This is a genomic window from Neisseria musculi (assembly GCF_014297595.2).
Lineage (GTDB): Bacteria > Pseudomonadota > Gammaproteobacteria > Burkholderiales > Neisseriaceae > Neisseria > Neisseria musculi.
The window spans coordinates 2,006,755-2,020,117 of record NZ_CP060414.2 but is presented as its reverse complement, the minus strand read 5'-3'; the positions used below and the strand labels follow the sequence as shown (position 1 = coordinate 2,020,117).

Sequence of the window (13,363 nt, the reverse complement as noted above, 5' to 3'; positions counted from 1 at the left end):
CGCAAACCCGTTATGAAGCAACTGATTAAGACCGCTTCACTGTTGATGATTTCAGCCGGCCCGGCTGCAATGCCGCTGGCTGCGCAGGCTGCTCTCCTGCGGGAAGGGCAGCAGCGCAGCGAGCCTGCGCAGGCGGTTCGGCCGCATAAATCTGCCGAACCGCACAAAGCAGAGCAATCCAAACCCGAGCTGCGCAAAGCAAAACGGGCAGAGCGGCCGAATCCGCCCCAAAAAGCCAAGCCAAACCAAAATGTGAAAAAAGCCAAACAACCGCCCGTGCAGCACAAACCGGCACCGCGCCCCGATAAGCGCCGTTAAGGCAGGGTTGCTGGTGAAAGGCCGTCTGAATGTTCAGACGGCCTTGATTGCCGGCGGTTTGCGGCGGGCCGGAATCTTTGCAGTTCAGGCATCGGGCAGCCGCCACATCCATAGGGCTACGGTCAGGCAGAACGATGCCGAGGCAGCGCTCCACCACCATTGGGCAGGAAAGCGATAAAGCAGCCAGCCGCACGAAAGCATCATCATCGCAAAGGCCAGGTATTTGGCACGGCGGGGTATGGCACGGCGCGTTTCCCAATTTTTCACCATAGAGCCGAAAATGCGGTGGTGGTGCAGCCAGTGGTGGAAGCGCGGCGAAGCGCGCGCCCAGCAGGCGGCGGCGAGTATAACGAACGGTGTGGTGGGCAGCACGGGCAGAAAAATGCCGATAATGCCCAGTAGCAGGGCAATTGCGCCGAGCAGCCAAAAAAATGAGCGTAATATCATGTTTTCCCTATTTTTATATATGGTGGATTTCATGGCTTCGACACCGGGCAGCAAGCCCTAAGGCAGTACAAGCGGCAGATAAAACCGCTTTCTTTGAGCCAAAGTGCAGCAAAGCTGCAGCGGAATGGGGCAAATTCACTTATGGTGCGGGCCGCGCGGAATCTGCAAATCGTCCCAACCCTGCTGCCCTATTTGCTCCAGCAGCGCCATGTTGCGCCCGAAAATGGCTTCGGCATCGGGAAACGCTTCGGCGGCTTTGCTGATGCTGCTTTCGCGTATCAGGTGCAGCGTAGGGTAGGGCGAGCGGTTGGTGTAGTTGGTGATGTCGCCGGCTTCGGTGCCCTCAAAGCGGAAGTCGGGGTGGAACGGCGCAATTTGGATAACGCCCTCCAAATGATTGTCGGCAACGGCCCGGTCGGCTGAATCGAGCATATCGTTAAACACCAGAAAATCACCAAACAAACCGGGGCAGACCAGCAGCGTGGTTTCGATTTTGTCGGGCGGCGTGCTGCCGATGAGTTGCAGCTCGCGGTCTAAGTCTTCTAAAAAGCCGTCCAGGTGTTTGGCGCGGCTGACGCTTATCCGCACCAGGCCTTTCACATAAGGTGCTTTGGCAAAAGGGCATAAGTTCAGGCCGATAACGGCTTTTTCGAGCCACAGGCGGGTGTGGGCGATAACGGTTTCGTTGCAGGCAGGCATGGTTGCGGTGTTTGATTAAAAACAGCCTGCAATCATAAGGTTTTTTGCTGCCGGTGTGAACGGGCGTTAAAGCAAAACAGGCCGTCTGAACGTTTTCAGACGGCCTGTCGGTGTGATTGGCTGATGATTGCGGTGCTGTTTAATCCTGCTGCAAATGCCCCAGCGGCAGCGCGGTGGTGTTTTTGATTTCTTTCAGTACAAAGCTCGATTTGGCATCTTGCACGCCCGGATGCGAGAGCAGGGTGTCGAGCACGAAATGCGAAAACGCATTCATATCGGTGAAAAAGGCATGGAGCAGATAATCGGTTTCGCCGGTGAGTGCAAAGCAGCTGAGCACTTCGGGCCAGCTCTGCACGGCGGCGGAGAAATCATCGCGGGCTTCTACCGCTTTATCAATCGACACGCGGATAAACGCCTGCAGGCCGAGCTTTACCGATGTGGGCGAGAGCAGCGCGGCGTATTGGCGGATGATACCGGCGTCTTCCAACTGCTTCAAACGGCGCAGGCAGGGAGAGGGCGACAGCGCCACGCGTTCGGAGAGTTCCACATTGGTCAGGCGGCCGTTTTTCTGCAGCACCTGTAGGATTTTGAGATCGGTTTTGTCTAAATTGATTTGCGCCATGCCGGCCCTTTCTTCTTATCGCAGTGGTTGTGTCGGAGTTTCCGCTTGAAATACGGCCTTAATATAAGATAATTTAACTTAACGCACAATAGTTTAAAAAATATATTATTTTAAAATAATCTGTGAGAATATCTGCTGTTTCATACGGCATTATTGTTTTAGGCCGTCTGAATAAAAACGGCGCGGCTGCTTTATCGAAGCAATGTAAACAATGCCCTTGCCCCGCAGCGGGATTAACGCCATAATCCAAAAAGTGTGCAGGAGAGTGTTGCGGCCGGTGATGCCGCAGCCGCCGAAGGCGCAGACACCCTTAAATCGCTCAGGCAAAAGGACTGTGCACATTATCGCAACATCTGGAGAGCGGCGCGGCTGCGCCCACCGAAGGGGCGAAGGCCGTCTGAAAGTGTTCAGGCGTGTGCGGGCAGTTTTCAGACGGCCTGCCGCCGAAAATCTCAGGTCGAAGGACAGATAGGGCCGCGCGCATAACCCATGCCGCAGTTCAATCTATGGAGAAACCCGATGACCGCCCTCAAAACCACCCCTTTCCACCAAGCCCATCAAGATGCCGGCGGCAAATTAATCGATTTCGCCGGCTGGGAGCTGCCGATTCACTACGGCTCGCAAATCCAAGAACACGAAGCCGTGCGCACCGATGCCGGTATGTTTGACGTATCGCATATGCTGGTTACCGATGTAACCGGAGAGCAGGCCAAAGCCTTTTTCCGCAAACTGATTGCCAACGATGTGGCCAAGCTCGGTTTTGTGGGCAAGGCACTGTATTCGGCCATGCTCAACGACAACGGCGGCGTTATCGATGATCTGATCGTTTACCGCACCAACGAAGCCGAAACCCAATACCGCATCGTATCTAACGGCGCCACCCGTGAGAAAGATTCCGCCCAGTTTGCCAAAATCGGCCAAGCGTTCGGCATCACGCTGACCCCCCGCTGCGATTTGGCTATGCTGGCCGTGCAAGGCCCCAAAGCCGTTGAAAAGCTCTTGAAAGTGAAGCCCGAATGGGCCCAAACCGTGAACAACCTTGCCGTTTTCCAGGGCGCCGATTTGGGCGGCGACTGGTTTGTCGCCCGCACCGGCTACACCGGCGAAGAGGGTGTGGAAGTGATTCTGCCCGGCAGCGAAGCCGGTGCCTTTTTCACTACCCTGCGCGAAGCCGGCGTGCAGCCCTGCGGCCTCGGCGCACGCGACACGCTGCGCATGGAGGCGGGCATGAACCTTTACGGCAACGATATGGACGACAACACCAGCCCGCTCGAAGCCGGCATGGGCTGGACGGTGGATTTGAAAGACGAAAGCCGCGATTTTGTCGGCAAAACCGCGTTGCTGGCTTTGAAAGAAAAAGGCGTTGCCGTGAAACAGGTCGGCCTGTTGTTGGATAAAGGCGGCGTGTTGCGCGACCATATGGAAGTGATTACCGATGCCGGCAAAGGCATCACCACCAGCGGTGTGTTTTCGCCCAGCCTGAAACAGTCCATCGCCATCGCCCGCGTGCCGAAAAACTTCAACGGCGAAGCAGCCAAAGTGCTGGTGCGCGGCAAAGAAGTGAACGTGCGGGTGTTGAAGCTGCCGTTTGTGCGCAACGGCAAAAAGCAGTTCGAATAACCAAAAGCAGGCTTTCAGACGGCCTTTGACGGCCAATCCACTTGATTTTAAATTGATTTCCGATGCCGAACCGCAGACAGTATGGCAAAGCACCGCAACGCCGTAACGGAAACAGAGTGGTTCACTGCATCCTGCGTTTAATCATAGAAGCCGTGGCTGTGAAAATGACACCTGTGCGTTAAGGTTTTCTACCGCAGGCAGTTTGAAACACGGGGCGGGAATGCAAATTTCCCGCCCTTGTTTTACAATAAGCGGTCAAGCTGTTTCAGACGGCCGAACCTGCGGCGTGTTCAAACCGCAGGCCTGCGGTTCTGCACAATCCGCCTGCGGCCGTCTGAACAGGCGTTTTGCGCGGCATCGGCCTTATCGGCAAAGCAGATAGGTTTCAATCAATATAGTGGAAGAATGATGATGTATAAAAAATTATTGCTGCCTATTGTGTCGTTTATGCTCGTTCTGACGGGCTGCGATGCCAAAGATACCTGCCTCGACCAAGGCGGCAGGTATAATGAAGCCACCAAGCAGTGCGAAAAATAACGGCTTGTTCAAACCTTTCCAACCAGGAGAATCAAACCATGAGCAATATTCCCGCCGAATTGAAATATGTGTCCAGCCACGAATGGCTGCGTTTGGAAACCGACGGCACGGTAACCGTGGGCATCACCGAACACGCGCAAGAGTTGCTGGGCGACATCGTGTTTGTGGAGCTGCCCGAAGTGGGCGCCGATCTGGCTGCCGAAGAGCAGGCGGGCGTGGTGGAATCGGTGAAGGCCGCTTCCGATGTGTACGCGCCGATTGCGGGCGAAGTCGTGGCCGTGAACGATGCGCTGGCCGATGCGCCCGAAACCACCAACAGCGAGCCTTACGGCGCGGGCTGGTTTTTCAAAATCAAACCCGCTAATGCCGCCGATTTGGACGGCCTGCTGAGTGCCGAGCAATACGCCGCAGAAATCGGTTAAACCTGTCGGCCGTCTGAAACTTTTGCTGTGGAAATTTTTTCAGACGGCCTTTCCACGCCGTTTCAGAAACTGCATGATACTCGGGCTCGATTCGGGTATCTTTTTATTTTAACAAGATATTTTCGGGTGGGTAGCAATCGGGCAATACCGCGCGCCGTTGCATATCGCAAACCCGCTTCATTTCCGGCATCTGGCAGCACGGGCAGCACACCATCGGTTCTGCTGCCGGCGGCAGCCGGCAAAGCCGTTTTCTTCGGGCTGTGCCGCAACGGAAATAAAGCGCTTCGATACCACCTTTGCGAAGGCCGTCTGAAACCATGAAAACCCTCGGCATTATCGGCGGCATGAGCCCCGAGAGCACCGTATCGTATTATCAGATTATCAACCGCGAAGCCAACTGCCGTTTGGGCGGCAACAGCAGCGCCGATATATTGATGCACAGCGTGAACTTTGAAACCATTGCCGCCATGCAGCGCGCGGGCGACTGGCAGGGAGCGGGCGAAATGCTGGCGCAGAGTGCGCGCAGGCTGGAAAACATGGGGGCGCAGGCGCTGGTGTTGGCCACCAACACCATGCACAAAGTTGCGCCCGCCATCGAAGCGGCAGTGGAGATTCCGCTGATTCATGTGGTGGATGCAACGGCTGCGGCCGTTGGGGCGGCGGGGCTGCGAAAAGTGGCACTGTTGGGCACGCGCTTTACCATGAGCGATGGTTTTTATACCGACCGTCTGCGCAGATCGGGCATCACAACCGTGGTGCCGTCTGAAAGCGGGCAACACGAAATCCACCGCGTGATTTTTGAAGAATTGTGCCGCAACCGTTTTACCGAAGCGGCAAAACGTGATTATCTGCGCGTGATCGGGGAGCTGCAGAACGAAGGCGCGCAAGGCGTGATTTTCGGCTGCACCGAAATCGGCCTGCTGCTGAAACCGCAAGACTGCCCGCTGCCGGTGTTTGACAGCGCCGAAATCCATGCGCTGGCAGCGGCAGAGTTTGCTTTGCATGAAGATTGAAGCGTTGCAAGCCGTTTTCTGCCTAAATCTGAGTGATGCCCGGGCTTGAACCGGGCATCTTTTTTCAATGGCTTTCGGGAAAACGAGATGCCCGTTTCAAGCTCGGATATGGCGGTATTGAAGCGTTTCAGACGGCCGAAGGCGTTTTGACAGAGGTTTCGGGCTGTTGCTTTGGGAAACACGCAATAAACCGCACCCCTCGGGCAGCCGGTCTCGGGGCTGCGGCTTTTTATAGCGGCGTACACAGGCAGAGGCAGGTTGCAAAAGAGGCAGTGCCTGCAGGGGTAGGGCGCAAAGCAGGCAGCCGGAGGGTTTTCCTTAGGCGGGGCGGCAGTGTGCAGGCGGGCTCCGTGGGATACCCACGGAACAAAACATATCAGGGAGCGGAGTGCAGGCATTACAGGCGCAGCCAATCCGCTTTATTTCCGTTACGGCGTTTTGTCGTATTGTCTGCCGCCTGCCCCTTGTGCCGAAAATAAAGTGGATGCATTAGAGCGACCAAGGTGTAGAAAAGCTGCGGAGTGAGTGGATTCGTGGTGCCGCCGCGATGGGGCGGGGTGGAAATGAAAAGGGCCGAACCCTGCTTAACACGGGATTCAGCCCTGAGAAGGCAGCCGCTTGCTCAAACTGCTTGAACCGGGTTGGTTCGCTGCCGTTTATTTTCGGAGCGGCTTGGGGGCTACCAATCAGCCATCGCCATCAGGCCCGCATTGCCGCCGGCGGCGGCGGTGTTGGTGCTGCACGAAATTTCTTCAAACACTTGGTAAATATCCAAGCCGTTTTCAGACGGCAGCACTTTAATCAACGCGCCTTCCGAGGCGGCCAGCGACTGTTTGTATTCCGCCGGCAGCGGGGAAAGTGCAGCCACGTGGCGGATGCCGCTCTGCTCGGGGCGTGTGTGTATTTCCAGCAGGCCGCCGAGCGGCTCGGCATAGGCGGCCAGCGGGTGGTCGGGCTCGATCACCGCGCGGATGCCGTTGGCCGCCAGCGCAATCAGCGCGGCAAATGCCTGCTCCAGGCTGCCGCCGTAGAGCCACACCCGTGCCGGCGCGCGCCAGCCCAGGGTGTTGCGCTCGCCGGTGGGGCCGGGCAGCACCACTTCTGCCCGGCGCAGGGTCAGCACTCTGGCGGTGCCCAGCCCGGCGGCCAGCTTCAGTTTGGATTCTTGCGGCAGCGGCAGGCTGTGCAGCAGGTTTTCCAACTGCTTGAGTGCGGCTTCATCGGCTTGGCCGATGCGGCTCAAATGCGGCACTTTCCATTGTTGCAGGCGGGTGAGGCGCTGCAGGTAGAACGGGCCGCCCGCTTTGGGGCCGGTGCCGGAAAGGCCGTGGCCGCCGAAAGGCTGCACGCCCACCACCGCGCCCACGATATTGCGGTTGATATACACATTGCCCGCTTCGATACGGCCTTTGATGCGTTCTACGGCGCCATCGATGCGGCTGTGGATGCCGTGGGTGAGGGCGTAGCCTTTGCTGTTGATCTGATTGATTAAATCATCGAGATTTTCAGGCCGGTAACGGATAACGTGCAGCACGGGGCCGAACACTTCGCGCTGCAATTCGTTGAGATTGTCCAGCTCAAACAGCGTGGGCGGCACAAACGTGCCGTTGCCGGCGTTTTCAGACGGCCTGATTTGGTGGCAGGCGCGTGCGCGGGCTTTCATGGTGTCGATATGTGCCGACAGATTGGCTTGCGCTTCGGCATCAATCACGGGGCCGATGTCGGTGTCCAGCCCGCGCGGATTGCCCACGCGCAATTCGTTCATTGCACCTTTAATCATGCCCACCATGCGCTCGGCGGCTTCTTCCTGCACACACAGAATGCGCAGTGCCGAGCAGCGCTGGCCGGCCGAGTCGAAAGCAGAGTTGAGCACATCGGCGCACACTTGCTCGGTCAGCGCGGTGCTGTCGGCAATCATGGCGTTTTGGCCGCCGGTTTCGGCAATCAGCACGGGATTGTCGCTGCGTTTGGCCAAAGTTTGGTTAATCAGGCGCGCCACTTCGGTGGAGCCGGTGAAAATCACGCCGTTGATGCGCGCATCTTGGGTGAGTGCCGCGCCGACATCGCCCGCGCCCAACACCAGTTGCAGGGCTTCGGGCGGCACGCCGGCTTCGTGCAGCAGGCGCACGGCATAATGGGCAATCAGGCCGGTTTGCTCGGCAGGCTTGGCCACTACGGTATTGCCTGCCGCCAGCGCCGCCGCCACTTCGCCCACGAAAATCGCCAGCGGGAAGTTCCACGGGCTGATGGCTGCCACCGTGCCCAAAGGTTCGGCATCTTGAGGCAGGGTGTGCTCGGCTTCATCGGCATAATAGCGGCAGAAATCCACCGCTTCGCGCACTTCGGCAACGGCGTTGTTCAGCGTTTTGCCCGCTTCGCGCACGGCCAGCATCATCAGCGCGGCGGTATGTTCTTCGAGCAGGCCGGCAAAACGGCGCAGGCAGGCGGCGCGCTCGGCGGCGGGCGTGCTGCCCCAAAGGCTTTGTGCGGCCACGGCGGCACCAACGGCTTCCTGCACCAGCGCGGCATCGGCAAACGATACGCTGCCGACAATATCGCTGTGGTCGGCGGGATTATGCACGGGGCGGGCGGGCTGCATTTCGCGGCTTCGGCCGTTGATTAAAGAGGCCGTCTGAAAACTTTGGCCGGCAGCTTCGTTCATTGAGGTTTGTAATTGCTGCAACACGTTTTCATTGCTCAAATCCACACCGAGGGAATTCAGACGGCCGGCGCCGTAAAGCTCGCGCGGCATCGGCAGCGCGCTGTGGCGGCGCACCCCCTGCTCGGCGATGGTGTCGAGCGGGCTGCGGATTAATGTTTCGATGCTGATTTTTTCATCAACGATTTGGTTTACGAAAGACGAGTTGGCGCCGTTTTCGAGCAGGCGGCGCACCAGATAGGCCAGCAGGGTTTCGTGTGTGCCCACCGGCGCGTAAATGCGCACGCGGCGGCCGAGGTTTTGCGCGCCGACCACTTGGTCGTAGAGCGTTTCGCCCATGCCGTGCAGGCATTGGAATTCGAATTCTTTACCTTCGCCCATTTGGTAAACCGCCGCCAGCGTGTAGGCGTTGTGGGTGGCAAACTGCGGAAACACCGCGTCTTGCGCTTCAAGCAGTTTGCGCGCACAGGCCAGATAGGAAATATCGGTGTGCAGTTTGCGGGTGTAAACGGGATAGCCGTTCAGGCCGTCTGTTTGCGCCCATTTGATTTCGCTGTCCCAATACGCGCCTTTTACCAGGCGTATCATCAGCCTTTGCTGGTTGCGCCGCGCCAAGTCCACCAGATAATCAATCACAAACGGGCAGCGTTTCTGATAAGCCTGCACCACAAAGCCGATGCCGTTAAACCCTGCCAAATCGGGGTCGGATACCAGCGCCTCCATCAAATTGAGCGACAATTCCAGCCGGTTGGCTTCTTCGGCATCGATGTTCAGGCCGATATTGTAAGATTTCGCCAGCATAAACAATTGTTTGAGCTTGGGCGGCAGCTCGCTCATTACACGCTTGTGCTGTGCGCGCACATAGCGCGGATGGATGGCGGAAAGCTTCACTGAAATGCCGTTGCCTTCATACACGCCCGCGTTTTGCGCATCTTTGCCGATGGCGTGGATGGCGTTCGCGTAATCCTGATAATAACGCTCGGCATCGGCCTGCGTCATTGCCGCCTCGCCCAGCATATCGAATGAAAAACGGTAGCCCGATTTTTCACGCTCTTTGCCGTTTTGCAGCGCCTCTTCTATGGTTTGCCCGGTAACAAACTGCCTGCCCAGCATACGCATGGCGTAATCCACGCCTTTGCGGATGAGCGGTTCGCCGCCCTTGCCCAGCATACGGGTTAATGCTGCGCCCAAACCCTGCCGGCCGGCGGGGGCGGTGAGTTTGCCGGTAATCAGCAGACCCCATGCGGCGGCGTTCACGAATAGCGAGGGGCTGTTGTTGAGATGGCTTTTCCAATTGCCGTCTGAAAGTTTGTCTTGTATCAGCTTGTTGCGGGTGGCGTTGTCGGGAATGCGCAGCAGCGCCTCGGCCAGGCACATCAGCGCCACGCCCTCTTCGCTGGAAAGCGAAAATTCGTGCATCAGCGCATCTACGCCGCTGGCTTTTTTGCGGTTTTCGCGCACTTGGGTAACGAGACGGCGCGCCAGTTGCGAAGCGCCGTTTTGCTCGGCGGCACTCATTTGCGCGCGCTGGAGCATATCCTGCACCGCTTCGGTTTCATCGCGGCGGTAGGCTTGGGTAACGGCTTGGCGCAGAGCGGTTTGCTGCGGATGGGCAAAGTGAAACATATTTTTCTCCGTTGTTTTTGTTTCAGACGGCCTTTGCTTCAGAGTGTGCAGTCATCATGCTTGCGAAGCGGTTTTTTGAGGGAAAATCGGCAGATGCAGGGCAAAAAGCACAGCAAGATTGAACTGTCTTGCGCGCATTTTTAACGCGGCAGATGAGGATTTTGACCAAAAATACCGCCGCAATGCTTCCTGACCACACGCTCTAAAGGCCGTCTGAAAAAGCGGTAGGCAAAATGATGATTATCTTGAATCAACAGTTTACCAAAGCTTACAAAAAGACGGTAGCAGGATAACCAACCCCGTCATCACAAAAAGCCTGTCTGCGGGGCGTTGGCAGACAGGTCGGATGGTGCGTTCGAAAGTATTGCCGCCGTTTCCGCCCGGCGCAAACAACGGCGGGTGCGTATTTTCAGACGGCCGCCAATGCCTGCCGGAAGTGGCGGCGCATTGCGCATCTGGGCCTTTTACGCCGTTTATGGTTCGCTCTTCACTGCTTTGAGCACCACTTTGCCGTTATCGTTGAACCATTCCAACTGCGTGCCGCTGATGCGGTAGGTTCGGTGTGTGCCGACAGCGGTGCCGAGGCGGCTGTCGATTTCCATATGCTGCCCGTCCGCGCAGGCTTTCAGGGTACTGGCGGCATCTGAAAAAATCAGGCGGTTGCCGCTTTGGCGGTAGCGTCCGAAAAGCCTGTTGCAGCCGCCGTCGGTGTGGAAATACCCGTCTGCCAGCAAGGTGATGCTTACCCCTTCGGGCATGGCGGCGGAATCGGCCTCCTGCACCTGCCATTTGCCTGCCAGGCCGGCAGAAGGGGCGGCAGAAGGGGCGGCAGAAGGGGCGGCAGAAGGGGCGGCAACGCAGGCCGCCGGCAGCAAAGCTGCAAATAAAGTAAGGGGTTTCATTGGGCAGTCCTTTCTCATATCGGTCAGATTCTACCAGCGCAAAAGCCGGAAATTCAAACCATGCGGGAGCATCCATCATTAACCGCTTGTTTGTTCTTTCGGTTCAAGCAGATTTCAGACGGCCTGAAGTCTGAATATTATATTCGGTTTGACTTTGCAAACCGCGCAGGGCTCTTCTGTCTGATTATTCCAGCGCGGCCACGGTAATCTTAGAGAGGCCGTCTGAAAAGCCTTTGGCATAGCGGTAGGGAATCAGGCCGCTTACTTTACCGTTTTGCACCACGGCCTCATAGGCGCACACCAGTCGCTCTTCAGGCAAAACGTTCAGCGAGTAATCGGCGTTGAGCAGCGGCGAAATGCGGCTGAACAAACGCCACAGCACGCGGCTGCCGTCCGGCAGGCCGAAGGCCGCCTGAAAACGGGTGTTGCCTTCGTTGCAGCCCACATGGAAACGGTTGTAGTCGGACGGGGCATGGCCGGGAAACGGCACCGCGCCGGCAAAACCGAAAATACGGTCGTGCGCACACAGGCTTTGGCGGGCATAAGGCCACACGTTTTCACGCAAAAACAATTGGTCGGCGAAATGGCGTGAAGCCGGCGGCACGGCCAGAAAGGCTTCGATTCTGCCGCGCATATCGGGCACGCTGCCTGCCACGGCGCCCCACAGCCCGGCCAATATCAGCTCGGTGTGGGTGCCGGCATCGCGCAGGGTGTGAAACAGCTTGCCGCTGCTTATCCATTCGCGCACCGCGCGGGCTTCGCGCTGCGAAACCACCGAATCGGCATCGCGGAAAACCACCCGCGCGGCTTCGGGATCGTCCATCGCCAGAAACCGCCACATCGCGCCCGGCCAGTTTTCCACGCTGCCGCGCACCCGCACAATTTCGGCACCGTTGGCCTGCAACCGCTGAACCGCAGTTTCAGGCACGCTGCCATCGATATAGAAGCGGCACGTCCAGCCCGGGTAGATTTCGCCGGCCAATTCGGTGTTCATCACCGCCGGTTCAATGTATTCGGAGCCCGCACCGAACAGCGAAAACGCAATGATGTTTTTGCCGCCGGGGCGTTCACGGGTTTGCGGCGGCGCAACCTGCGCGGCAATGCTTTTATCGCGAAGCTGCAAGGCCTGCAGGCCGTAGGTGCGGCAGTTTTCCCAATCGCCGAGCGCACCGTAGGCATGGGCAAGCGCATCGAGCGAATTGATATGCTGCGGGTTGCGCTGCAGGGCTTTTTCGGCATAGCCGATGCCCTCCTGCCACAGGCCGCCTTTCACGGCTGCGGTGGCAGCATCGCTCAGCGGTGCAACGGCTTTGGGAATCAAAGCGTGGGCTTTGACGGCTTCGCACACGGCTTCACGGTAGCGTCCGGCGGCCATATGCTGTTTGAACTCGGCAGAAATCCGATCGAGCTGCTGCTGTGTTTTCTGCAGTTTGGGCGGCAGCGGTCTGCTCATATGTTTTCCCTTTTTCAGACGGCCCATCGGCCTTTATCGAAAACCATCATGATAATGCAGCCGGTGCGGCAGGCGGCAGGCCGTCTGAAAAATCGCTTTAAAACGGCTCTGCGTCTGTCGCGGCAGGATAACACCCTGCTTTTGCGCCCGCTTTGCAGGTTTTTATCTGTATGGAAATTTATGTGCGCAAACCCGCCTTAGAATAAATGCTCGCTTGGCTTTCCGGCCGTTCCGCCATACCGCCCGAAACCCGGATATTTGCATAAAAAACGGTATTTTTTGATATTTTGCTGGACATTTAACAGCAAGTTGGTAAAAATAGCCAAATATCTTTTTTTATTACCGCCTGTAAAACGGTGCCGCATTCTTGCGGCGCAATGCGGTGGTTTGCGCCCGTTGGGCGGTTTACAGTGAGTGGATTAAGTTTGGGCTGAAACGAAGGCGGGCCGCAGACAGTGCAGCAGGGCGGGGCAACGCTGTATCAGTTGGAATTTCATCTACCGTCATGAGCAAAAGGAATCACGATGGACTTACGCAAGCTGAAAAAATTAATCGACCTGGTTGAAGAATCGGGTATTGCCGAAATCGAAGTAACCGAAGGCGAAGAAAAAGTGCGCATCACCCGCTCCACTGCGCAACAGGCTGTTTATGCCGCTCCAGTGCCCGTGCACCATGCCGCGCCCGCTGCTGCCCCGGCTCCCGCTGCCGCCGCCCCTGCCGCGCAGGCTCCCGCCGCACGCGATTTGTCGGCCGCGCAGAAATCCCCGATGGTCGGCACGTTTTACCGCGCCCCCAGCCCGTCTTCCCCGCCGTTTGTAGAGGTCGGCCAAAGCGTCAAAGCCGGTGAAACCCTGTGCATCATTGAGGCGATGAAGCTGATGAACGAAATCGAAGCCGAGAAATCCGGCGTTGTCAAAGAAATTCTGGTTGAAAACGGCCAGCCTGTAGAATACGGCGAGCCGCTGTTTATCATCGAATAATCTTTTCAGACGGCCTTTGGTTGCGTTGGAGGCCGTCTGAAACCCCCGCCGTATTCAGAATCGGG

General features: G+C 57.5%; 12 protein-coding genes and 1 riboswitch. Of the genes, 5 read left to right on the top strand and 7 right to left on the bottom strand.

Annotated elements, in window-relative coordinates; all coding sequences use genetic code 11:
* Nucleotides 1-12: 12 nt before the first annotated feature.
* On the top strand, nucleotides 13-318 hold the full coding sequence (locus tag H7A79_RS10550) for a hypothetical protein (protein ID WP_187000213.1): 306 nt from the start codon (nucleotides 13-15) through the stop codon (nucleotides 316-318).
* A gap of 84 nt (nucleotides 319-402) precedes the next feature.
* On the opposite strand, the gene H7A79_RS10545 is transcribed toward H7A79_RS10550, so the two are convergent.
* The 4 genes from H7A79_RS10545 to H7A79_RS10530 all read right to left on the bottom strand — a co-directional run bounded on the left by H7A79_RS10545 (nucleotide 403) and on the right by H7A79_RS10530 (nucleotide 2,570).
* Nucleotides 403-765 carry a YbaN family protein gene (locus H7A79_RS10545; RefSeq protein ID WP_187001697.1) on the bottom strand — a complete coding sequence of 121 codons (363 nt, stop codon included), beginning with the start codon at nucleotides 763-765 and terminating at the stop codon, nucleotides 403-405.
* A 135-nt stretch (nucleotides 766-900) separates the two neighbouring features.
* Entirely contained in the window at nucleotides 901-1,464 is a 564-nt protein-coding gene (locus tag H7A79_RS10540) for a DUF1415 domain-containing protein (RefSeq protein WP_187000212.1), read from the bottom strand.
* 139 nt (nucleotides 1,465-1,603) lie between these two features.
* Nucleotides 1,604-2,086, bottom strand: coding sequence for an Lrp/AsnC family transcriptional regulator (locus H7A79_RS10535; protein WP_187000211.1), 483 nt, complete (start codon nucleotides 2,084-2,086; stop codon nucleotides 1,604-1,606).
* A 248-nt stretch (nucleotides 2,087-2,334) separates the two neighbouring features.
* Nucleotides 2,335-2,431, top strand: a riboswitch (glycine riboswitch).
* Nucleotides 2,406-2,570, bottom strand: coding sequence for a hypothetical protein (locus tag H7A79_RS10530; protein ID WP_167743049.1), 165 nt, complete (start codon nucleotides 2,568-2,570; stop codon nucleotides 2,406-2,408). Its footprint overlaps the riboswitch before it by 26 nt.
* Nucleotides 2,571-2,605: 35 nt before the next feature.
* On the opposite strand from H7A79_RS10530, the gene gcvT reads away from it, so the two are divergent.
* The 3 genes from gcvT (at nucleotide 2,606) to H7A79_RS10515 (ending at nucleotide 5,678) form a co-directional block, all read left to right on the top strand.
* Nucleotides 2,606-3,706, top strand: coding sequence for a glycine cleavage system aminomethyltransferase GcvT (gcvT, locus tag H7A79_RS10525; protein WP_187000210.1), 1,101 nt, complete (start codon nucleotides 2,606-2,608; stop codon nucleotides 3,704-3,706).
* A gap of 575 nt (nucleotides 3,707-4,281) precedes the next feature.
* Nucleotides 4,282-4,665: a glycine cleavage system protein GcvH gene (gene gcvH, locus H7A79_RS10520; protein ID WP_187000209.1), complete on the top strand. Its 384-nt coding sequence runs from the start codon at nucleotides 4,282-4,284 to the stop codon at nucleotides 4,663-4,665.
* A 317-nt stretch (nucleotides 4,666-4,982) separates the two neighbouring features.
* Complete coding sequence (locus tag H7A79_RS10515) at nucleotides 4,983-5,678, top strand: aspartate/glutamate racemase family protein (RefSeq protein WP_135034531.1); 696 nt, start codon at nucleotides 4,983-4,985, stop codon at nucleotides 5,676-5,678.
* 679 nt (nucleotides 5,679-6,357) lie between these two features.
* Here H7A79_RS10515 and putA read toward each other — a convergent pair.
* From putA to H7A79_RS10500, 3 genes are all read right to left on the bottom strand, one after another.
* Nucleotides 6,358-9,963, bottom strand: coding sequence for a bifunctional proline dehydrogenase/L-glutamate gamma-semialdehyde dehydrogenase PutA (gene putA, locus H7A79_RS10510; protein ID WP_187000208.1), 3,606 nt, complete (start codon nucleotides 9,961-9,963; stop codon nucleotides 6,358-6,360).
* Between the two features lie 473 nt (nucleotides 9,964-10,436).
* On the bottom strand, nucleotides 10,437-10,865 hold the full coding sequence (locus H7A79_RS10505; RefSeq protein WP_187000207.1) for an META domain-containing protein: 429 nt from the start codon (nucleotides 10,863-10,865) through the stop codon (nucleotides 10,437-10,439).
* A 184-nt stretch (nucleotides 10,866-11,049) separates the two neighbouring features.
* The gene (locus H7A79_RS10500) at nucleotides 11,050-12,318 is read right to left on the bottom strand and encodes a tetratricopeptide repeat protein (RefSeq protein WP_187000206.1); all 1,269 of its coding nucleotides are present in this window, start codon (nucleotides 12,316-12,318) and stop codon (nucleotides 11,050-11,052) included.
* A gap of 524 nt (nucleotides 12,319-12,842) precedes the next feature.
* On the opposite strand from H7A79_RS10500, the gene accB reads away from it, so the two are divergent.
* Complete coding sequence (gene accB / locus H7A79_RS10495; protein ID WP_187000205.1) at nucleotides 12,843-13,298, top strand: acetyl-CoA carboxylase biotin carboxyl carrier protein; 456 nt, start codon at nucleotides 12,843-12,845, stop codon at nucleotides 13,296-13,298.
* The last annotated feature ends 65 nt before the right edge of the window (nucleotides 13,299-13,363 follow it).

Excerpts from the sequence above, each read along its gene's own strand:
- H7A79_RS10550 (WP_187000213.1), top strand. The coding sequence starts at position 13 with ATGAAGCAACTGATTAAGACCGCTTCACTGTTGATGATTTCAGCCGGC.
- gcvH (WP_187000209.1), top strand. The coding sequence starts at position 4,282 with ATGAGCAATATTCCCGCCGAATTGAAATATGTGTCCAGCCACGAATGG.
- putA (WP_187000208.1), bottom strand. The coding sequence starts at position 9,963 with ATGTTTCACTTTGCCCATCCGCAGCAAACCGCTCTGCGCCAAGCCGTT.
- H7A79_RS10545 (WP_187001697.1), bottom strand. The coding sequence starts at position 765 with ATGATATTACGCTCATTTTTTTGGCTGCTCGGCGCAATTGCCCTGCTA.
- accB (WP_187000205.1), top strand. The coding sequence starts at position 12,843 with ATGGACTTACGCAAGCTGAAAAAATTAATCGACCTGGTTGAAGAATCG.
- H7A79_RS10530 (WP_167743049.1), bottom strand. The coding sequence starts at position 2,570 with ATGCGCGCGGCCCTATCTGTCCTTCGACCTGAGATTTTCGGCGGCAGG.
- H7A79_RS10540 (WP_187000212.1), bottom strand. The coding sequence starts at position 1,464 with ATGCCTGCCTGCAACGAAACCGTTATCGCCCACACCCGCCTGTGGCTC.
- H7A79_RS10500 (WP_187000206.1), bottom strand. The coding sequence starts at position 12,318 with ATGAGCAGACCGCTGCCGCCCAAACTGCAGAAAACACAGCAGCAGCTC.
- gcvT (WP_187000210.1), top strand. The coding sequence starts at position 2,606 with ATGACCGCCCTCAAAACCACCCCTTTCCACCAAGCCCATCAAGATGCC.
- H7A79_RS10515 (WP_135034531.1), top strand. The coding sequence starts at position 4,983 with ATGAAAACCCTCGGCATTATCGGCGGCATGAGCCCCGAGAGCACCGTA.
- H7A79_RS10505 (WP_187000207.1), bottom strand. The coding sequence starts at position 10,865 with ATGAAACCCCTTACTTTATTTGCAGCTTTGCTGCCGGCGGCCTGCGTT.
- H7A79_RS10535 (WP_187000211.1), bottom strand. The coding sequence starts at position 2,086 with ATGGCGCAAATCAATTTAGACAAAACCGATCTCAAAATCCTACAGGTG.